Below are 20,366 nucleotides of genomic sequence, written 5' to 3'. Positions count from 1 at the left end.
TTGCGCCTCAATCCCAGTCCAGAACCACCTTGCCGCAGCTTCCCTGGCGCATCAGCGCGAAGCCCTGGGCATAGTCGGCGGCCTTGAGCCGGTGGGTGATCACCTTGCGCACATCGAGGCCCGATTGCAGCATGGCGATCATCTTGTACCAGGTCTCGAACATCTCGCGGCCATAGATGCCCTTGATGGTGAGCGATTTGAAGATCACCCGGTTCCAGTCGACCGTGGTGGGGCCCGATGGAATGCCCAGCATGGCGATCTTGCCACCCATGATCATGTGATCAACCATCTGGTCGAAGGCCTTGGGAGCGCCCGACATCTCAAGCCCGATGTCGAAGCCCTCGGCCATCCTGAGGCGGTGCATGACGTCGCGGAGGTCGTCGCGCGCCACATTGACCGTCACCGCGTCGGTGACCTCGTTGCACAGCGCCAGCCGGTAATCATTGATGTCGGTCACCACCACGTGCCGCGCGCCCACATGCCGGCACACCGCGGCGGCCATGATGCCGATCGGCCCCGCGCCGGTGATCAGCACATCCTCGCCAACCAGGTCGAAGGAGAGCGCGGTGTGGACCGCATTGCCGAGCGGGTCCAGAATGGCGCCGATCTCATCGTCAACCTCCGGCGGCAGATGAATGGCGTTGAAGGCCGGGATGCGCAGGTAATCGGCGAAGGCGCCGGGCACATTGACGCCCACGCCCCGGGTTTCGGGATCGAGGTGAAAATGCCCGGCCCTGGCCATGCGGCTCTTCATGCCGATCAGATGGCCTTCGCCCGACACCCGGTCGCCCGGCTTCACGGTGCGCACATGGCTTCCGACCTCGGCCACCACGCCCGAAAACTCATGGCCAACCACCATCGGCACGGGGATCGTCTTTTTCGCCCAGTCGTCCCATTTCCAGATGTGAAGGTCGGTGCCGCAGATGCCGGTCTTCGCCACCTTGATCAGAATGTCGTCGGGGCCGATCACTGGCGCCGGCTCGTCGCGCATGACCAGGCCCTCGGCCGCCTCCGCCTTCACCAAAGCGCGCATCTCAGATCACTCCCATGTCCTTTCCCGCCGCGGTGAAGGCGGCAATCGCCGCGTCGATATCCTCCGGGCTGTGCGCCGCCGACATCTGGGTGCGGATGCGCGCCTGGCCCTTCGGCACCACGGGGAAGAAGAAGCCCGTCACATAGATGCCCTTGTCATAAAGCCGCGCGGCCATCTCCTGCGCAATCCTCGCCTCGCCCAGCATAACCGGGATGATCGGGTGCTCGCCCGGCAGCAGGTTGAAGCCCGCGGCAGCCATGCCGGCGCGGAAGCGCTTGGCATTGTCAAAAAGGCGGGCGCGGAGATCATCGCCCCGTTCCGCCATGTCGATGGCCTTGAGCCCGGCCGCCACGATGGGCGGCGGCAGGGCGTTGGAGAACAGATAGGGCCTCGCCCGCTGGCGCATCAGGTCCACGATCGGCTGGCTTGCGGCGATATAGCCGCCAGCCGAGCCGCTCAGGGCCTTGCCGAGCGTGCCGGTGAGAATGTCGGCACGCACGCCGGCGCGATGCGGCGTGCCGCGCCCCTGGGGCCCGATGAAGCCGGTGGCGTGGCAGTCATCCACCATCACCAGCGCATCGAACCGGTCAGCCAGCGCGCGAATGCCTGCGAGTTTTGCGAAATAGCCGTCCATCGAGAACACGCCATCGGTGACGATGATGACGCGCCGCGCGCCAGCCGCGCGCGCCGCCTTCAACTGGACTTCGAGGTCATCCATGTCGCCATTGGCATAGCGGAACCGCTTCGCCTTGGAGAGGCGGATGCCGTCGATGATCGAGGCATGGTTGAGGGCGTCAGACACGATCGCATCCTGCTCGCCGAACAGGGGCTCGAACACCGCGCCATTGGCGTCGAAACAGGCCGCGAACAGGATCGCGTCCTCGGTGCCGAGATACTCGGCAAGCCGCCGCTCCAGCGCCAGATGCAGGTCCGAGGTGCCGCAGATGAAACGCACCGAGGCCATGCCGAGGCCATGGCTCTGGAGTGCCTCCTGGGCCGCGGCGATCAGTTCTGGATGGTCAGCAAGGCCAAGGTAATTGTTGGCGCAGAAATTGAGAACCTGGCGTCCGCCCGCCACGGCGATATGGGCCGACTGGTGGCCGAGGATCGGCCGCTCCAGCTTCCACAGGCTCTGGGCGCGGATGGCGTCCAATTCAGAGGAGATACCGGCAAGCGTGCTGCTCATGGCGAAAGACTACTCCGCCCCGGCCCGCGCGGGAAGCGCCCAATTCTTTCAACCCACGGCGGCGCGTGGTACGACAGCGCCATGACACATCCCATCCACATCATCGGCGCCGGGCTGGCCGGCTCCGAAGCCGCCTGGCAGGCGGCGAGCGCCGGCATTCCCGTGGTGCTGCACGAGATGCGCCCGTCCCGGCAAACCGAGGCGCACAAGACCGGCGGCTTCGCCGAGCTCGTCTGTTCCAACTCCTTCCGCTCGGATGATTCGGGCCAGAACGCCGTGGGTCTGTTGCACTGGGAGATGCGCCAGGCGGGCTCGCTGGTCATGGCGGTGGCGGACCGCCACCAGGTGCCGGCCGGCGGCGCGCTGGCGGTGGACCGTGACGCCTTTTCGGCCGAGATCACCGAACGGCTGCGCCGGCACCCGCTGGTCAGCGTCGCGGAAGGCGAAATCGCCGGGCTTCCGCCGGAAGAGTGGCGGAACGTGATCATCGCCACCGGCCCCTTGACCTCGCCCGCCCTTGCCGGGGCAATCCGCGCCCTCACCGGCGAGGACCAGCTCGCCTTCTTCGATGCCATCGCCCCCATCGTCCACCGCGAGACGATCAATATGGAGGTGGCCTGGTTCCAGTCGCGCTACGACAAGCCGGGGCCCGGCGGCACCGGCAAGGACTATATCAACTGTCCGATGAACCGCGGCCAGTATGAGACCTTCGTCCGCATGCTGATCGACGGCGAGAAAACCGATTTCCGGGAATGGGAGAAGAATACCCCTTATTTCGACGGCTGCCTGCCCATCGAGGTGATGGCCGAGCGCGGGCCGGAAACGCTGCGCCACGGGCCGATGAAGCCGCGCGGCCTCACCGACGCCCACAGGCCGGATGAGAAGCCCTATGCGGTCGTGCAGCTCCGGCAGGACAACAAGCTTGGCACGCTGTTCAACATGGTGGGCTTCCAGACCAAGCTGAAATACGCCGATCAGGTGAAGGTGTTCCGCACCATTCCCGGGCTTGAACACGCGGAATTCGCCAGGCTCGGCGGGCTTCACCGCAACACCTTTCTCAACAGCCCGCGCGTGCTGGATGACAAGCTCCGTCTCAAAGCGGCGCCGCGGCTGCGCTTTGCCGGGCAGGTGACGGGTGTTGAGGGCTATGTCGAGAGCGCCGCCATCGGGCTTCTGGCCGGCCGCATGGCCGCCGCCGAGGCGCGCGGTGTGGCCTTCGAGCTTCCGCCACCCGCGACGGCGCATGGCGCGCTCATCAACCACATCACCGGCGGGCATATCGAGACCACCGACGCGCGCGGCTCATCCTTCCAGCCGATGAACGTGAATTTCGGTCTGTTCCCGCCAATCGAAAAGGTAAAGACCAGGGATGGCAAGCGCCTCAAACCCGCCGAGCAGGCGGTGGAGCGCAAGCGCGCCTATTGCCTGCGGGCGATGGCCGATTTCTCCGCCTGGATCGGAAGCGCCCAGGTCAAGGCCGCGGAGTGAGACGCCCTTCCCGCAGCGCTGGCGCGGCGGGAGGCGGACCAGCACATCATACCCTAACCCCACCCCCGCGCCGTCCACCACATCGTGAGTTGCCGCCGCAGGGGCGAAACAGAGAGCGGTTGATCCGGATGCTTGCTCACGCGGTTGAGGAACGTCGCGGTCAGGCTCACCGGCAGGAAGGCCGGAAGCAGCGGTTTCGGCAGCCCCGGCAGCAGCGCCAGGGCTTCGGCCAGCCGGCTCCGGGCATGGGCGATGGCCGCCGCCACATCCATGCCGGGCGGCAGGAACACATCGCGCCGCCGCGGGTTCGCAAGGATCAGGGCGAGGCCATAGGCAACGCCCGCCAGACCTGCCGCCGCGCTGGCCTTGGGCGCCGCCTGACGGTCAAGGATCATCGCCGCCATCTGAATGAGCCGCGACTGGGTTTCGCCGAGATAGGCTTCAAGCGCCGTCAGATCCGGCATCCGGTCATCATAGAGATCGAACTCATGGGCGGTGATGAGATCGGTGAGCGCCTGTTCCGGCACTCCGCCGTTCTGGATTGCGCCTGCCAGCGCCCCCGCCACCGGATGCCCGGCGCCATTTCCTCCGGCATAGAGGCTCACAACCGTATCCCGCCACCATTGCAGGCGGATCAGCCCCAGACCTGGCTCGCTCACCGTTGCCGGAATGCGGCTCACCTCGGCATTGAAAGCATAGAGTGCGAGGAGAGCGGGACGCGTGTCATCGGGCGCGAAGAGCGTGGAGAGGTAACGGTCGCGGTCCAGCGTCCGCACGATGTCCGAAACACCGCTCATGCCGGATGGCTGACGGCGATCAGCGCTGCCGCGACTTGGCGCTTTTCCTCAAGCAGCAGATTGTAGGTCGCCACCGCATGGCCGGTTGCCATCGCCTCGCTGTTGAGGCCCGAGGACCGCAACGCCGCGCGCAGCCTGGCAAGCGGCATCATCGCCAGCCCGGTGCCGATGATCAGGAGTTCGATGGCGTCCGCTTCGGCGAGCGGCAAAGCGAAATCTTCCTGGGTCAGGGCGGCGGGGTCCGGCGTCCAGGCATAGATGCCAGACGGCAGCGCCAGGATCGATCCGCGGTGCGACATGCCGGCAAAGCCGAAGCCCCCCGCGCCATAGCTGTCGATGGCGGCGCGGCCGGGGAACCGCGCGGTCACGGCCTTGCGGCGGCCTGCGCCTTGGCTTCCGCCGCCGCCTTCTGGGCATCGCGCGGGGTGCCGAGCAGCAACAGGATCGGCGTGGCGATGAAGTAAGACGAATAGGTGCCCACGATCACGCCCCAGATCATGGTGAAGGTGAAGCCCGCAATCACCTCGCCGCCCCAGATGTAAAGCGCCAGCAACGCCAGCAGCACCGACACCGAGGTCATCAGGGTTCGCGGCAGCACCGAGTTGATCGAGAAGTCCATGAGATCGGCGAAGGGCATGGATTTGTATTTGCGCAGGAACTCGCGGATGCGGTCATAGATGACCACCGTGTCGTTCAATGAATAGCCGATGATGGTGAGGATCGCCGCGATGATCGACAGGTTGAACTCAAGGCCCAGAAGACAGAACAGGCCGATGGTCAGCGTCACGTCATGCATCAGCGAGGCGATGGCCCCCAGCGCGAACTGCCATTCGAAGCGGAACCAGATATAAACCAGCACCAGGAACAGCGCGATCACCACCGCCAGGATGCCCTGCTGCGCGAGCTCGCCCGAAACCTTCGGGCCGACCACCTCGACGCTGCGGTAGTCCACGCCTGTGCCCAGGGCCTCCTTGATCGTGTTGACGGCCGCCTGCTGCGCCTCGTCGCCGCCTTCCTGGGTGCCGATCCTGATCAGCACGTCATTGGGCGAGCCGAATTCCTGCAGCTCCGCCGCCCCGAGGCCAAGCCCGTTGATGGTGGTGCGCAGATTGTCGAGATTGGCGGGCTCGGCGGTGCGGATGGTGATCACCGTGCCGCCCTTGAAATCAACACCCATGTTGAGACCGACGAGCGCGAACAGCAGGATCGACGCGGCGCACAGAATGCCGGAAACGAGGTAGCCATAGCGGCTGTACCGCATGAACGGGATCTTGGTGTCGTCCGGGATGAGGCGAATGCCTTTCATGGAACTGCTCCCGCCCTAGAGCGGGACCTCCTTCGGCCGCTTCCACTTCACCCACATGGCCACGATGAGCTGGGTAAGGGCAAAAGCCGTGAACATGGTGGTGATGATGCCGATAAACAGCGTGACGGCGAAGCCGCGGATGGGCCCGGAGCCGACGCCAAACAGCGCCAGCGCCGCGACGAGCGTCGTCAGGTTGGCGTCCCAGATGGTGCCGAGCGCCGCCTTGAATCCGGTCTCGATGGCGCTCAGCGCCGAGCGGCCGTTGCGCCACTCCTCGCGGATACGCTCATAGATCAGCACGTTGGAATCAACCGCCATGCCCATCGTCAGCACGATGCCGGCAATGCCGGGCAGCGTGAGGGTGAAGCCGAAGAACGACATCAGCGCGATCAGCGCCAGAAGGTTGGCGAGCAGCGCGATGTTGGCGAAGATGCCAAACAGCCCATAGCCCACCACCATGAAGATCAGCACCAGCACGAGCCCGATGGCCGAGGCGATGAGGCCAGCGCGGATCGAGTCCGAGCCGAGGCTTGGGCCCACGGTGCGCTCCTCCACGATCGTGAGCTTGGTGGGCAGCGCGCCTGAGCGCAGGACCACGGCGAGGTCATTGGTCTCCTGGACGGTGAACCTGCCGGAGATCTGGCCCGAGCCGCCAAGGATCGGCTCATTGATGACCGGCGAGCTCACCACCAGGTCGTCGAGAATGATGGCAAAGGGCTTGCCGACATTGTCACGCGTCAGCTTGGCGAAGCGGTCGGCGCCCTTGGTGTTGAAGCGGAACGAGACCACCGGATTGTTGTTCTGGTCGAAGGCGCCGCGGGCATCGACGAGATCGGCGCCGTCAACCGTCGCCCGCGTCGAGGTCTGCACCCACATGTCCCTGGTGGGCTCGTCCTTGAGGGGAACAGCCGCGCAGTCCTGCGGCGGGTTCTGGCCCTGGCCCGTGGGCTGTGCTTCGCACACCAGCTGAAAGGTGAGCTTGGCGGTGCGGCCGATGACGCTCTTCACCTGGTCAGGATTTTGTATACCGGGCAGCTGCACCACGATGCGGTCTTTGCCCTGCTGCTGGATCACCGGCTCGGAGGTGCCCAGCGCATTGACGCGGTTTTCGACGATCCGGAGGCTCTGCGACACCGCCAGCGCGATCTTGGCGTCCAGCCCCTTGGGCGCGATCGTGAAGGTGAATTGCTGGCCGTCCCGCGCGAGGTCGAACAGATTCACCTGCCCGCCGGCGCCGAACAACCCGCTGTCCAGCGGGTTCAGAAGTTTCTTGAGCTCGGTCTCGGCCTTATCGGCATCCTCGGGCTTGCTTACCCTCACCCGCACGGCGTCACCGCTTCGCGTCAGCCCGCTGTAGCCCACCTTGGCATCGCGCATCGTGCTGCGCACGTCGCTCGCCAGCTGGCGGGTCAGCCTGTCGATGAGATCGGCACGGTCGACCTCAAGCAGCACGTTGGAGCCGCCCTGCAGGTCGAGGCCCAGGGTGACCGGACGCAGGTTCCACGCGCGCAGCGTCTCCTGCCAGGCCGGCGAGACGATATTGGGCAGCGCCAGAATCGCCGCCACCAGAATGGCGGCGAGGATCGCGATGGCTCTCCAGCGCGGGAAATTCAGCATCGCGGCTTACTTGGTCTCGGTCTTGGCGGGCTCGCCCTTGGCGCGGACATCGGCGATGCCGGTGCGCAGCACGCGCACCTTGACGTTCTCGCCCACCTCGACCTGCAGCTCGTTGTCGTCAATCACCTTGATGACCTTGCCGATCAGACCGCCGCTGGTCACGATGGTGTCGCCCTTTCCGACTTTCTTGAGCATCTCCTGATGCTCCTTCATCTTGCGCTGCTGAGGGCGGATCAGCAGGAAATAGAACACCGCCATGATCAGTACGAGCGGCAGGATCATGCCGATGAAATCGCCGGCACCGGGTGCGGCCGCCTGGGCATAGGCCGGAGTAATGAACACGCTGGTCTCCCCTCTCGAATTGTGGGCGGAATATAGCGATGAAACCCTCCATTGCAACCGCTGGATTGGAGCAGCTTTACCCCACACGGCAACTGGGCTAAGAGCCGGGAATGGCACAGGAAATCGAACAGAGCTTGGTTGCCCGCATCGCCGCCGCGCTGGAACGGCTGGCGCCGCGCGCGGCAAAGCCCCCTGATCTTGGCGCAGCCGAGGCCTTCGTCTGGCACGCCAGCCCGCCGGAGCTCGAACCCGTGCCGAAGGTGAACCGGGTGGAGATTTCGCTGCTCAAGGGCATCGACCTCACCCGCGACATCCTCATCGACAATACCGAGCGTTTCGCCAGGGGCCTTCCGGCCAATAATGCGCTGCTCTGGGGGGCGCGGGGCATGGGCAAGTCATCCCTCGTCAAGGCCGCGCATCATGAGATCAACGCCCGCACCGGCGGCCGGCTCAAGCTCGTGGAAATCCACCGCGAGGATATCGAAAGCCTGCCGCTGCTCATGAGCCTGATCCGCTCCCATCAGGGCTTCAATTTCATCGTGTTCTGCGACGATCTGTCCTTCGACGCCGGCGACACCTCCTACAAGTCGCTCAAGGCGGCGCTCGATGGCGGCATCGAGGGCAGGCCCGCCAACATGGTGTTCTACGCCACCTCCAACCGCCGCCACCTATTGCCCCGTGACATGATCGAGAATGAGCGCTCGAGCGCCATCAACCCCTCTGAGGCGGTGCAGGAGAAGGTGTCGCTCTCGGACCGTTTCGGCCTGTGGCTCGGCTTCCACAACTGCTCACAGGATGAGTTCCTCGAGATGGTGGAGGGCTATGCCCGCCATCACGGGCTCACCATCAGCCCCGAGGAGCTGCGCGCCGGGGCCATCGCATGGCAGGCGGCGCGCGGCGCGCGCTCGGGCCGTGTCGCCTGGCAATACATTCAGGACGTGGCCGGCCGCCTGGGCCAGAGGCTCGAAGGTTAGCGGCCGGTCTCCGGCCGCCCGATCGCCTCGGCACGGACGGTTGCCTCAAGAAGGCCATTCTCGTCCACCGCATCCGGCAATCGGCTCTGCGCGATGCTCACGTCGATTTGCGGCTCATGCGCCCCCGCATCGCGGGCCGCGGCCAGTGCTGCCGCGCGGGCCTGCGCCTCGGCATCGGCCAGCGCCGCCTTGCCGGAGGTGAACACGCTGCTGCCCGCCGGCCCCATCACCCGGAACAGCCCGCTGCCATCGCCTTCGACCATCACGGTCACCACCTTGGCCACCACGCCCGTCGCGGCGCCAACCGCGTTGGCGACATCGAAGAAGGGCGGAAACACCATCTCGCAGGCGAGCCGCCGCGCCACCTCGCCATAATAGACCCGCACCGGGCCGCCCACCGCCACCACGGGCACGGCGGGCGACAGCGCCACCCTGGCGAGGCCCACCGCGCCGCGGCCCGCGCACACGGCATCGACCAGCTCATGCGCGCCGAAACTCCTGCCGAAGGCGGTTTCGAGGATGACCTGCGCGGTGAGCCGCACGGTTTCGGACCACACCTCCCGGCAGAAGGCCTCGACGCGGGCCGCATCGCCCGCCTTCATGTCACGGAACCGCACCATCAGCCGGGCGGCCAGTTCAGCGGCCGGGCCCGGCCAGTTGTCCTGCAGCCCCAGCACATGCGCGGCGTCCGATGGCGTGAAGCCGCCGGTCTGCACAAGGCCCTTGCGCTTCAGCGAAGCAATCGCCCGCTGGGCCGCCGCCGAGACCGCCACCTTGCGGACCGGCTTCGGCCGCTCATCGACCAGCGCCAGCACCTCGGCCTCGCGCGGCGTGATCTCGGCGGGCACTGACCCGGACGCGCCGAACGGTTTCAGCACGAAGCGGCCATGCAGCGAACCGCCTTCATTGTCAGCGAGGTCCGCCTCCAGCATGGCGATGATTTCCGGATAACGCGACGCCAGCAGCGAAACCGGCGCCACCCGCTGCGGCCCCACGCTGATCGCGCCGTTGAGCCCGATCGCAATTTCGCTGTCGCCGCCCAGCCCCACGGTGCGCACATCGATCGCCTTCACCATGGTGCGCCAGCCGCCGACCTCCGCCCCCTGCTCCGCCACCCGGGGGCGGCCCGCCGCGAGGACGCCGAGGTCCGTGGTCGTGCCGCCCATGTCGGACATGATGAAATCCTTCAGGCCACACAGCCAGGACGCGCCGACCAGGCTCGCCGCCGGGCCGGACAGCACGGTCTCAATGGGCCGCAGCGCAACCTGGTCGGCGAGCGCCAGCGTGCCGTCGCCCTTCACGATCATCAGCGGACAGTCAATGCCGAGCTCCGCCATGGAGCGCCGCACCGCGGCGATCAGCGTCGAGATGCGCGAGATCAGCCGCGCATTCAGCACGGCGGTGAGCGCCCGGCGCGGAGCGTCAAGCGCCGAGGTGAGTTCGGTCGAAAGCGTTGCCGGCTTTCCCGTAGCAGAGGCGATCATGTCGCGGGCGCGGCGCTCATGCGCGGGGTTCCTCACCGCGAAGGCCGAAGCGATGGCGAAAGCATCGACCGGCATGGCGGCCACCGCCGCCCCAAGCGCTTCGGTATCGAGCGGGCGGACTTCATCGCCATTGTGATCATGGCCGCCGCCGATCATAGCAATCGGCATGCCGGGAAACGCCCTGGCGATGCCGGTGCGCTCGGCCATCGCCTGGTCGAAACCGATCAGGATCACGCCCACCGCGCTGCCATGGCCCTCGACCACCGCATTGGTGGCGAGCGTGGTGGAAACCGACACGAGTCCGATGTGTCCGGGCTCTAACCCCTCGGGAAGCTTCGCCACCGCGGCGCGGATGGCGCCGGTGACGCCGATCGCCAGGTCGCCCTTGGTGGTGATCGATTTGGCCGAGGCCACCACGCGGTGTCCCCTGGCCTCGATCACCGCGGCATCCGTGTAGGTGCCGCCGGTATCGACACCGATGAGGTGGGTCCGTTCCGTCATGTCCGTCAGATCATCAGGCTTGCGATGCGGTGGCTGCCTCGGCAACGGCAATCGCCGTCATGTTGACGACGCCGCGCGAGGTAACCGAGCCTGTCAGGATATGGGCCGGCAGCGCCGCGCCGAGCAGAATGGGGCCCACCGGCAGCGCGTCCCCGAACACCTTGATCATCTGGTAGGCGGCATTGGCGGAGGAAAGATCGGGCATGATCAGCAGATTGGCCTCGCCCTTGAGCGTCGAGGACGGCAGCTTGCGCTGGCGCACCGCCTCGATGAGCGCGGTATCGGCCTGCATCTCGCCGTCGATCTCGATCTCCGGGGCGCGCGCGCGGACCGAGGCCAGCGCATCGCGCATCTTCAGCGTATCGGGCGTGTTGAAATCGCCGAAATCGGAATGCGCCACCAGCGCCACCTTTGGCGTGATGCCGAAGCGCGCCACATGGCGGGCGCACAGCAGCACGGTGTCGGCGATGGCTTCCGCGGAAGGGTCGGCCTGCACATGGGTGTCGGCGAGAAACAGAATGCCGCGCTGGGTGATCATCAGGCTCATCGCCGCCAGCTCGCGCACGCCGGGCGCCAGCCCGACGATATCGCGGATATGCCGCAGCTTGCCGCGGAACCGGCCTTCGAGGCCGCAGATCATGGCGTCCGCCTCGCCGCGCCGCAAGGCAAGCGCGGCGATCACCGTGGTCGAGGTTCTGACCAGGCTGCGCGCCGCATCGGGTGTGACACCGCGGCGGCCGGCGATCTCCACATAGCTGGCCACATAGTCGCGGTAGCGCGGATCGTCCTCGGGGTTGACGATTTCGAAATCGCGTCCCGGCCGGACGCTCAGGCCATAGCGCTTGAGCCGGGTCTCGATCACCGCCGGGCGGCCGATCAGGATCGGCTTCGCAAGCCTCTCCTCCACCGCCACCTCGGCGGCCCGCAGCACCCGCTCGTCCTCGCCATCGGCATAGATCACCCGCCGCGGCGCCTGCTTGGCCGCCGCGAAAATGCGGCGCATGACAAAGCCGGAGCGGAACACGAAGCGCTGCAGCCGCTCCTCATAGGCCTCGAGGCTGGCGATCGGGCGGGTGGCGACGCCGCTGTCCATGGCCGCTCTGGCGACGGCCGGCGCAATCCGCAAGATCAGCCGCGGGTCGAACGGCGCCGGAATCAGCGAGTCCCTGCCGAACACCCGGGTCTCGCCGCCATAGGCGCGGGCCACCACGTCCGACGGCGCCTCGCGGGCAAGCCCGGCAATGGCGTGGACGGCGGCCTGCTTCATCGCCTCGTTGATGGTTGAAGCGCCCACATCGAGCGCGCCGCGGAAGATGTAGGGAAAGCACAGAACATTGTTGACCTGGTTCGGATAGTCCGAGCGCCCGGTGCAGATCATGGCGTCAGGCCGCGCCGCCACCGCCTCCTCCGGCATGATTTCCGGCACCGGATTGGCCAGAGCCATGATCAGCGGGTCCCTGGCCATCCGCTTCAGGAGCTGGGGCTTCAGCACGCCCGCGGCCGACAGGCCGAGGAAGATATCCGCCCCGTCGATCACCTCGTCCAGCGCACGTGCGGGCGTGTTCTGGGCAAAGGCCGCCTTCCAGGAGTCCATCAGCTTTTCACGGCCCTCATAGACGACGCCTTCGAGGTCGGTCACCCAGATGTTGCGGCGGTCCGCACCGAGGCTCACCAGCTGGTTGAGGCAGGCGAGCGCCGCCGCGCCGGCGCCAGAGGCCACGATCTTCACCCCGGCGATATCCTTGCCGGTCAGCGCCAGCGCGTTGATCACCGCCGCCGCGACGATCACTGCCGTGCCGTGCTGGTCGTCATGGAATACCGGAATGTTCATGCGCGCGCGCAAGCGCTGTTCGATGTCGAAGCATTCCGGCGCCTTGATGTCCTCGAGGTTGATGCCCCCGAAGGTTGGCTCCAGCGCCGCCACGGCGTTGACGAAGCCTTCGACGCCGGTTTCGGCAACCTCGATGTCGAAGACATCGATGTCGGCGAATTTCTTGAACAGCACGGCCTTGCCTTCCATCACCGGCTTTGCGGCCAGCGGCCCGATATTGCCAAGCCCCAGCACCGCCGTGCCATTGGTGATCACGCCGACCAGATTGGCGCGGCTGGTATAGCGCGACACCAGCGCCGGATCGGCGTGGATCGCCTCGGACACCGCGGCAACCCCCGGCGAATAGGCGAGCGCCATGTCGCGCTGGTTGGCGAGCGGCTTCGTCGCCCGGATTTCCAGTTTTCCGGGCCTCGGCTCGGAATGATAGACCAGCGCCCCTGACTTGAGATCGCTTGAAATCGGCGGCGGCATTTCGGCTTTTCCCTGTTTCCGGCGCTCTTGTGGCCACGATCCCGGGCGTTTGCAAGCCTTGCGGCTTTTCCCGGCGCGGCTACAATGGCGCCATGCTTACCCCGCTCAAGACGGAAGTCGAAAAGGTCGGCGATCTCAGTCACGAGGCGCGCCGCTTCCGCACCATACTATGGAGCTTCGAGAAGAACATCGAGCTGCTGTTCCACGGCACCGGGCTTGCCGCCGAGGTCGACCACGCGGCACTCGCCGAAGCCTTTTCGCGCTGGCGCCAGGCCTTCGACCAGACCAAGCATCTGGCTGATATCGACCGGCGCGATTTCACCATCTTCGCCGCCGGCATGATGCTGAAGGAGCTGCTCGCCGCACGCCCGATCACCGCCATCGTGCCGGACGCGCTGGGCCTTCCGGAACTGCCCGCCGTGCTCGACCATCGCCTGCGGCGCTGGCCCGAAGGCTATGCCTACACCAGCTTCTGCCTGTCGGTGGCCGCCGCCGTGCTGAACGAGATGGGCGACCAGGAACCCGCCGCCGCCGGCATCGCCGATGACCCGCGGTTCTGGGACTCGTTCCGCGAAAACGTTTCCGAAAATCCGGCCAACGCCATCGCTTTCTTTGACATGGTGGTGGGGCTCGCTCCCAACTGGTCGGCGCCCGATGTGCCGTGGATGCGCCGCACCTTCCTCGAAAGCAAGCAACGCCTTGAAGGTGCTGCTCCAAAACCGGTCGGCGGCAAGGCCTGAGGCTTGCCAAGCCAGTGCCCTTGAGTGAAGAATGCAAAGCCAGGGAGGAGTCCGGAAGCAATGGCGGCGGCCCGCATCCTGATCGTCGATGATCACCCGCTGTTCCGCGAGGCGCTGAAGCAGGCGGTGTCCGCGGGGCTGGCCGGCGCCGAGGTGGCGCTGGCGGGGTCGCTCGCGCAGGCCATCGCCCATCTCGACGAGGATGGCGACTGCGATCTGGTGCTGCTCGATCTGCGCATGCCGGGCGTGCAGGGGCTGTCCGGCCTGATCTATCTCCGCGCCCAATATCCCAATGTGCCGGTGGCCATCGTGACCGCCGCCGATGAGCCCGGGCTGGCGGGCAAGGCGCTCAACCTCGGCGCTTCCGGCTTCATTCCCAAGACATCCGGCATCGACACCATCCTGGCGGCGGTGAAATCCGTGCTGGCGGGCGACATTTGGGCGCCCGGCGGTGGCCAGCCCGCCGCCGCCGACAAGGAGGGCGAGGACATCGCCCGGCGGGTGGCGACGCTCACCGCCCAGCAGATCCGGGTGCTGATGATGCTCAAGGAAGGCCTGCTCAACAAGCAGATCGCCTATGAGCTCGATGTCTCGGAGGCCACCGTCAAGGCGCATGTCTCGGCGATCCTGCAGAAACTCCACTTCGCCAGCCGCACCCAGGCGGTGATCGCCGCCTCCCGCATCGACGGCGTGGCCTACAGCGAGCGCTCCTCATAGGCGATGAACCATTCGACCATTTCGGTCCACATGGTCTCGACCAGCGCCGGATCGACATTGTGTCCGCGCGCCAGCACCCGCACATGGTCGATCACCTGGCGGATGCGGGCATCGTCGCGGGCCGGCAGCCCGTCGCGTTTCTTCACCACGATGGCTTTCTCGACCCAGCGCTGACGCTCGGCCAGCATCTTGATCAGGCTTTCGTCGATGCGGTCGATCTCCTTGCGGATTTCGGCCATGGTGAGGTGGCGGGGATCTCTGCTCATAAGGTGGCTCATGCGCCCGGCGGCCCAGGGCGTCAATCGCGCGAATTGTCCTCCTCCGGAGCGGCAACGGCGAAGGCCCGCGCCCGGGCCGCGGGACCCAGCCGCCACGGCCGCGCGCCCTGCGCCCCGCGCGCCGTGGCGATGGCCGGGCCATCGGCGGCAAGCGTCACGGCATGGGCGCCGTCCCGCCACAGGTCGAAGCGGTCGATGCGCAAGGGAACCTCCCGGCAGGCGCCGCGCAGGGGGAAATCGGCGATCAGGATATCGGTTTCCCGGCAGTCCAGCAGCTGGCCCTCGCGGCCGCTGACATAGGCCACCCGCCGGCCCTTGAGGCTGGCCCGGCAGATTCCGTCAGCACAGGTCCAGCCGGGGCGCCTGGCGGCCGCCGCGAAACCGGCTTCCTCGCCATTGCTCCGCAGCCATGTCTCGACCGCGAAACGGCCGCGCCTGCCATGCGCCGGAACCAGCTGGCCCGCCGCGTCGCGCAGCGCCACATTGCGGCCGCCGGACTCGATCAGCAAATCGGGGCCCTGCTGCGGCAACAGGCTGGCGAAACCGGCCAGCGCCATCAGCCCCAGCCCCGCCAGCCGCACCGGCCCCGCCAGCAGGCACAGCAGCATGAGGCCCGCGGCAGCCGCCACCGCCGCCAGTGCTGGCGGCCTCGCGACCACCTCATCGGCGCCGGGCAGCGCCGCGATGGCATCGGAGATGATGATCACCAGTTCCAGCCCCTTGCCCATCACCCGCAGCGGCAGCCATTCCAGCCCCAGCGGCATCAGCAGCGCCGAGGCCAGCGCCGCCGGCATCACCACCACGCCCACCACCGGAATGGCGAGGCCGTTGGCGATCACCCCATATGGCGAGACGCGCCCGAAATGATAGGCGGCCGGCAGCGAGGAGGCGAAACCCGCAACCAGCGAGGTGAGCAGGCTCAAGGCGATGGCCGCCAGCGCCCAGGTGATGATCCGCCGGGGCCATGACACCGCCACCTCCCCGGCGGGGTGCGCCGCCCGGTACTTCGCCCAGGCCTCATAAAAGGCCACGAGACCGAGCACCGCGAGGAACGACATCTGGAAACCCGCCTCCGTCACGGCGCCCGGATCGATCAGCAGGATCAGCAGTGCGGCGAGCGCCAGGTTGCGCATCGACAGCGCCGGCCTGTCGACCATGATGGCGAAGAACACGATGGCCACCATCACGAAGGACCGCGTCGTGGCCACCCCGGAATCGGCCAGCAGCATATAGAACAGCGCCATCAGCAGCGCCGCACCCGCCGCCCATTTGCGGATCGGCCAGCGCAGCGCCAGCCCCGGCGCCATGGCCAGCGCGGCCCTGACCGCCCAGAACACGCCGCCTGCCACCAGCCACATGTGCAGCCCGGAAATCGACAGGATGTGATAGAGGCCGGAGACCATCAGGCTGCGGTTGATTTCCGGCGGAATGCTGCTGCGCTCACCGGTGATCAGCGCTTCCGCGAAGGAGGCATAGGGCTCCTCCAGCGCCGCGCGGATGCGCGCGCCCATCGCCGCCCTGATGCCGGCCAGCCAGCCGTCGAACCGCCAGAGAAGCGGGATATCGTCATTCAGCACGGCAACCGGCGAGGTCACCCGCCCGGTGCCGCCAATCCGCTCGAACCAGAGGCTGCGGCCATAATCGAAGCCGCCCGGTTCCACCGGCGATGGCAGCGGCATGAGCCGCGCCCGGAACGAGACCTCACTGCCCGCCGGCGGCGGCCCGCCCTGTTGTTCCGCAACAGAGAGGCGCAGCCGCACGGGACTCCGCGCCGCGCCGATACCCTCGATCCGAGCTGGCTCAACAATCATCACCAGGCGATGGCGTGAGCTATGGGCGGTGGAAACCACCCGCCCGGTCACGGTCACTTCGGGCGAACTCGCGGCCAGCAGCGGCGTGGCCACCGACACCGCCTGGAGCTTGGCAAGGCCAAAGCCCAGCGCCAGCATGCCGAAGAGCAAGAGAAGAGGAACCGCGCCACCCCGCCAGAGCGCCAAAATACCCAGCAGCACGGCCAATCCGGCAATCGCCGGCGGCGGCTCGAACGGCAGCCAGAAATAGATGGCAATGCCGGCCGCCAGCGCCGGCGCGTACCACAAAAAGCCGCGCCCCTGCTGGGCCGCCGCCAGCCGTGCCAGCGCGGCGGCCAGCCCGCCGGTGAAGACCTGCCCCACCGGGGTGGCGCCGTCCATCGCGGCAACCGGCATGGCACTCCCCTTACAGGCTGCGCGCGCCTGTGCTAAGCGGCAGCCTCCGGCAGGCAATCACCTTCCCTTACGTCAGTCAATATGGAGATCGGCGCCATGTCATCGCCCGTCGTCACCCGCTTTGCTCCCTCGCCCACCGGCTATCTCCACATCGGCGGGGCGCGCACGGCGCTGTTCAACTGGGCCTATGCGAGGCACAACCAGGGCCGCATGCTGCTGCGCATCGAGGACACCGACCGCGAACGCTCGACCGCCGGGGCCATCGACGCGATCATCGCGGGCCTCACCTGGCTCGGGTTGCACTGGGAGGGCGAACCGGTGTCGCAATATGGCCGGGTGCTGCGCCACCGCCAGGTGGCGGAGGAACTGCTCGCCCAGGGCAAGGCCTATCGCTGCTACTGCACGCCGGAAGACCTTGAGGCGATGCGCGCCAGGGCCGAGGCCGAGAAGCGCCCCATCCGCTATGACGGCACCTGGCGTGACCGCGATCCCGCCGCGGCCCCGGCGGGCGTCAGGCCCGCCATCCGTTTCCGCGCCCCACAGGAGGGCGAAACGGTGATCGATGACGCGGTGCAGGGCCGCGTGACCATTCCCAACAAGGATCTCGACGATCTCATCATCCTGCGGTCCGACGGCAACCCGACCTACAATCTCTCGGTGGTGGTGGATGACCATGACATGGGCGTCACCCACATCATCCGCGGCGTCGATCACCTGACCAACGCCGCCCGCCAGATTCAGATCTACCGCGCCATGGGCTGGCGGGTGCCGCACATGTCCCATATCCCGCTCATCCACGGGCCGGACGGCGCCAAGCTTTCCAAGCGCCACGGCGCCCTGGGGGTCGAGGCCTACCGCGCCCTGGGCTATCTGCCCGAGGCCATGCGCAACTATCTCGCCAGGCTTGGCTGGAGTCATGGCGATGATGAGATTTTCTCAACAGATCAATTGGTTGAATGGTTCAACCTCGAGTCGATTGGGAAGTCGGCGGCGCGCTTCGATTTCGCCAAGCTCGAGAACCTCAACGGCCACTACATCCGCCATACGCCGGATCATCGCCTGCTGGCCCAGTTCATCGATTTCCTGCCGCATGCCGAGGGGGGCCCGGCGCTCAAAGCGAAAATCGACGAGGCCATGATGGCCAAGCTGCTGCGCGCCATGCCCGGTCTCAAGGAACGCGCCAAGACCCTGGTCGACCTGATGAAAGGCGCGCAATTCCTGTTCGCCGCGCGGCCCCTGACCATGGATGACAAGGCCCGCCAGATCATGGCCGACGGCGGCAAGGAAATCTTGGCGGACGTGCTGCCGGTGCTCGCGAGCGTCCCGGACTGGCAGGCGCCGGCGATCGAGGCCGCCGTCAAGGCGCATGCCGAAGCCAGGGGTCTGAAGCTCGGCAAGGTGGCCCAACCCCTGCGCGCGGCACTGACCGGCACCAGTACCTCACCCGGCATCTTCGACGTACTCGAGGTTCTGGGTGCTTCGGAGTCGCTGGCTCGCCTCCGCGACCAGGCCGGCTGAGCCCATCGCAACGAAACCGTAGCATCTCGCGGCTAGGGTGCCATGCAAGACCAAAGGATCAGGTCAGTGTTGTTGACCTTCTTTTGGTGCGGTGCGATAGTCGCGTGAGTAGCGTTTAGGGAATGGGAGACTTCCATGGCTGACGATCCGAAACATGCGGTGCTGACAGTCAGCGGCAAGTCGATCGACATGCCGGTGAAGAGCGGCACGCTGGGGCCCGATGTGGTCGACATCACCAAGCTCTATGCCCAGACCGGGGCCTTCACCTTCGATCCGGGCTTCACCTCGACCGCCTCCTGCGAATCCAAGATCACCTTCATCGACGGCGACGAGGGCATCCTCCTCTACCGCGGCTACCCGATCGAGCAGCTGGCCGAGCACGGCGACTTTCTGGAAACCTGCTACCTGCTCTATTACGGCGAACTGCCCACCCTCGCGCAGCGCAAAGAATTCCAGAAAAACATCACCTACCACACCATGGTGCATGAGCAGATGACCCGGTTCTTCCAGGGCTTCCGCCGCGATGCGCACCCGATGGCGGTGATGGTGGCGGTGGTTGGCGCCATGTCCGCCTTCTACCACGACTCGACCGATATCAACGACCCGCGCCAGCGCGAGATCGCCTGCCACCGGATGATCGCCAAGCTGCCGACCATCGCCGCCATGGCCTACAAGTACCATGTGGGACAGCCCTTCATCTATCCGCAGAACAGCCTGGGCTATGCCGCCAATTTCCTGCGCATGTGCTTTGCCGTTCCCTGCGAGGAGTATGTCGTGAACCCGGTCCTGGCCCGCGCCATGGACCGCATCTTCATCCTCCACGCCGACCATGAGCAGAACGCCTCGACCTCCACCGTGCGGCTTGCCGGTTCTTCGGGCGCCAATCCTTTCGCCTGTATCGCGGCGGGCATCGCCTGCCTGTGGGGCCCCGCCCATGGCGGCGCCAATGAGGCGGCTCTTGAAATGCTGCAGCAGATCGGCGACCCCGCCAATGTGCCGGGCTTCATCGCCAAGGTGAAGGACAAGACCTCGCACATCCGGCTGATGGGCTTTGGACACCGCGTCTACAAGAACTACGATCCGCGCGCCAAGATCATGCAGAAGACCGCGCATGAGGTGCTGGGCGAGCTCGGCCTGTCCAACGACCCCCTGCTTGAGGTCGCCCGCCAGCTTGAGAAGGCGGCGCTGTCGGATCAGTATTTCATCGAGCGCAAGCTTTATCCCAACGTCGACTTCTATTCCGGCATCATCCTGCGCGCGCTGGGCTTCCCGACCTCGATGTTCACGGTGCTGTTCGCGCTGGCCCGCACGGTCGGCTGGATTTCGCAGTGGAAGGAAATGATCGAGGATCCGGGCCAGAAGATCGGCCGCCCGCGCCAGCTTTACACCGGCGAGCCGCAGCGAAACTACGTTCCGGTGGACGAGCGCTAGAGCGTTTTGAGTTTAGCCTGAACCATCATCTTAAGCTCGGCGTCACCCCGGCGAAGGCCGGGGTCCAGCTTTGACACCAGGAAGCTGGATGCCGGCCTGCGCCGGCATGACGGCGGAAAAATACAGGCCGGTTCAGTAAAAGCGGAAAGCAGCCCCGGCCTTCGTCCTCTCCCACGAAGCGGGAGAGGAAGGGGCCCCAACGAAGTTGGGGGAGGTGAGGCAGAAAAGCCCATCTTGCTGTGAACTTGGCCGTATGCGCTCAAGCTACCAGACGAAACTGTCCATTACGTAATCCGGCTGCCGCTTAGAGCATTTTTCTTTTAGACGTCACCATATCCTGCGGCTCTGAAGTAGTTTGAGCATTCTTGTGGTTGGAAGTCCTGAAGTATGATCCCGATTCTTTGGCAGGTCGCTTCGATGGTTCTTTCCTTGGCTTTTCTCAGCA

At 66.4% G+C, this 20,366-nt stretch carries 17 protein-coding genes; 6 read left to right on the top strand and 11 right to left on the bottom strand.

The features are described 5' to 3' along the window. Positions 1-7: 7 nt before the first annotated feature. Together tdh and ACKOED_RS07220 are read right to left on the bottom strand one after the other, a co-directional pair. A complete protein-coding gene (gene tdh, locus ACKOED_RS07225; RefSeq protein WP_408915913.1) occupies positions 8-1,033 on the bottom strand; it encodes an L-threonine 3-dehydrogenase in 1,026 nt (341 codons plus the stop codon). Between the two features lies 1 nt (position 1,034). After that, complete coding sequence (locus ACKOED_RS07220) at positions 1,035-2,219, bottom strand: glycine C-acetyltransferase (RefSeq protein WP_408915912.1); 1,185 nt, start codon at positions 2,217-2,219, stop codon at positions 1,035-1,037. An 81-nt stretch (positions 2,220-2,300) separates the two neighbouring features. Between ACKOED_RS07220 and trmFO the strand changes: the two genes are divergently transcribed. Next, a complete protein-coding gene (gene trmFO / locus ACKOED_RS07215; protein ID WP_408915911.1) occupies positions 2,301-3,707 on the top strand; it encodes a methylenetetrahydrofolate--tRNA-(uracil(54)-C(5))-methyltransferase (FADH(2)-oxidizing) TrmFO in 1,407 nt (468 codons plus the stop codon). Between the two features lie 53 nt (positions 3,708-3,760). Here the strand turns inward: trmFO and ACKOED_RS07210 are convergent, their stop codons facing one another. The 5 genes from ACKOED_RS07210 to yajC are packed head-to-tail and all read right to left on the bottom strand — an operon-like array spanning position 3,761 to position 7,769. After that, the gene (locus ACKOED_RS07210) at positions 3,761-4,504 is read right to left on the bottom strand and encodes a phytoene/squalene synthase family protein (protein WP_408915910.1); all 744 of its coding nucleotides are present in this window, start codon (positions 4,502-4,504) and stop codon (positions 3,761-3,763) included. Next, complete coding sequence (locus ACKOED_RS07205) at positions 4,501-4,872, bottom strand: Mth938-like domain-containing protein (RefSeq protein WP_408915909.1); 372 nt, start codon at positions 4,870-4,872, stop codon at positions 4,501-4,503. The genes ACKOED_RS07210 and ACKOED_RS07205 overlap by 4 nt, the downstream gene beginning before the upstream one ends. Next, positions 4,869-5,810: a protein translocase subunit SecF gene (gene secF, locus ACKOED_RS07200; RefSeq protein ID WP_408915908.1), complete on the bottom strand. Its 942-nt coding sequence runs from the start codon at positions 5,808-5,810 to the stop codon at positions 4,869-4,871. The genes ACKOED_RS07205 and secF overlap by 4 nt, the downstream gene beginning before the upstream one ends. A 15-nt stretch (positions 5,811-5,825) precedes the next feature. Then, a complete protein-coding gene (secD, locus tag ACKOED_RS07195) occupies positions 5,826-7,427 on the bottom strand; it encodes a protein translocase subunit SecD (RefSeq protein ID WP_408915907.1) in 1,602 nt (533 codons plus the stop codon). A gap of 6 nt (positions 7,428-7,433) precedes the next feature. Next, on the bottom strand, positions 7,434-7,769 hold the full coding sequence (yajC, locus tag ACKOED_RS07190) for a preprotein translocase subunit YajC (protein WP_408915906.1): 336 nt from the start codon (positions 7,767-7,769) through the stop codon (positions 7,434-7,436). Positions 7,770-7,879: 110 nt separating this feature from the next. Between yajC and ACKOED_RS07185 the strand changes: the two genes are divergently transcribed. After that, on the top strand, positions 7,880-8,743 hold the full coding sequence (locus ACKOED_RS07185; RefSeq protein ID WP_408915905.1) for an ATP-binding protein: 864 nt from the start codon (positions 7,880-7,882) through the stop codon (positions 8,741-8,743). Here the strand turns inward: ACKOED_RS07185 and ACKOED_RS07180 are convergent. Both ACKOED_RS07180 and ACKOED_RS07175 read right to left on the bottom strand, forming a co-directional pair. Beyond that, on the bottom strand, positions 8,740-10,728 hold the full coding sequence (locus ACKOED_RS07180; protein ID WP_408915904.1) for a hydantoinase/oxoprolinase family protein: 1,989 nt from the start codon (positions 10,726-10,728) through the stop codon (positions 8,740-8,742). The genes ACKOED_RS07185 and ACKOED_RS07180 overlap by 4 nt on opposite strands. 13 nt (positions 10,729-10,741) lie before the next feature. Then, the gene (locus ACKOED_RS07175) at positions 10,742-13,030 is read right to left on the bottom strand and encodes an NADP-dependent malic enzyme (RefSeq protein ID WP_408915903.1); all 2,289 of its coding nucleotides are present in this window, start codon (positions 13,028-13,030) and stop codon (positions 10,742-10,744) included. A gap of 29 nt (positions 13,031-13,059) precedes the next feature. On the opposite strand from ACKOED_RS07175, the gene ACKOED_RS07170 reads away from it, so the two are divergent. Beyond that, a complete protein-coding gene (locus tag ACKOED_RS07170; RefSeq protein ID WP_408915902.1) occupies positions 13,060-13,770 on the top strand; it encodes a hypothetical protein in 711 nt (236 codons plus the stop codon). Between the two features lie 60 nt (positions 13,771-13,830). After that, complete coding sequence (locus tag ACKOED_RS07165) at positions 13,831-14,487, top strand: response regulator (protein ID WP_408915901.1); 657 nt, start codon at positions 13,831-13,833, stop codon at positions 14,485-14,487. On the opposite strand, the gene ACKOED_RS07160 is transcribed toward ACKOED_RS07165, so the two are convergent. Both ACKOED_RS07160 and ACKOED_RS07155 read right to left on the bottom strand, forming a co-directional pair. Further along, positions 14,466-14,753, bottom strand: a complete 288-nt coding sequence (locus tag ACKOED_RS07160) for a chorismate mutase (protein WP_408915900.1) — start codon at positions 14,751-14,753, stop codon at positions 14,466-14,468. The genes ACKOED_RS07165 and ACKOED_RS07160 overlap by 22 nt on opposite strands. A 32-nt stretch (positions 14,754-14,785) precedes the next feature. Then, the gene (locus ACKOED_RS07155) at positions 14,786-16,972 is read right to left on the bottom strand and encodes a ComEC/Rec2 family competence protein (protein ID WP_408915899.1); all 2,187 of its coding nucleotides are present in this window, start codon (positions 16,970-16,972) and stop codon (positions 14,786-14,788) included. A 96-nt stretch (positions 16,973-17,068) separates the two neighbouring features. On the opposite strand from ACKOED_RS07155, the gene gltX reads away from it, so the two are divergent. Continuing rightward, positions 17,069-18,490, top strand: a complete 1,422-nt coding sequence (gltX, locus tag ACKOED_RS07150) for a glutamate--tRNA ligase (RefSeq protein WP_408915898.1) — start codon at positions 17,069-17,071, stop codon at positions 18,488-18,490. Between the two features lie 135 nt (positions 18,491-18,625). Then, entirely contained in the window at positions 18,626-19,921 is a 1,296-nt protein-coding gene (gene gltA, locus ACKOED_RS07145; protein WP_408915897.1) for a citrate synthase, read from the top strand. The last annotated feature ends 445 nt before the right edge of the window (positions 19,922-20,366 follow it).

Source organism: Aestuariivirga sp., assembly GCF_046093005.1.
GTDB lineage: Bacteria > Pseudomonadota > Alphaproteobacteria > Rhizobiales > Aestuariivirgaceae > Aestuariivirga.
Note: the sequence above shows the minus strand (reverse complement) of the source record. Positions and strands in the feature narration are given on the sequence as shown.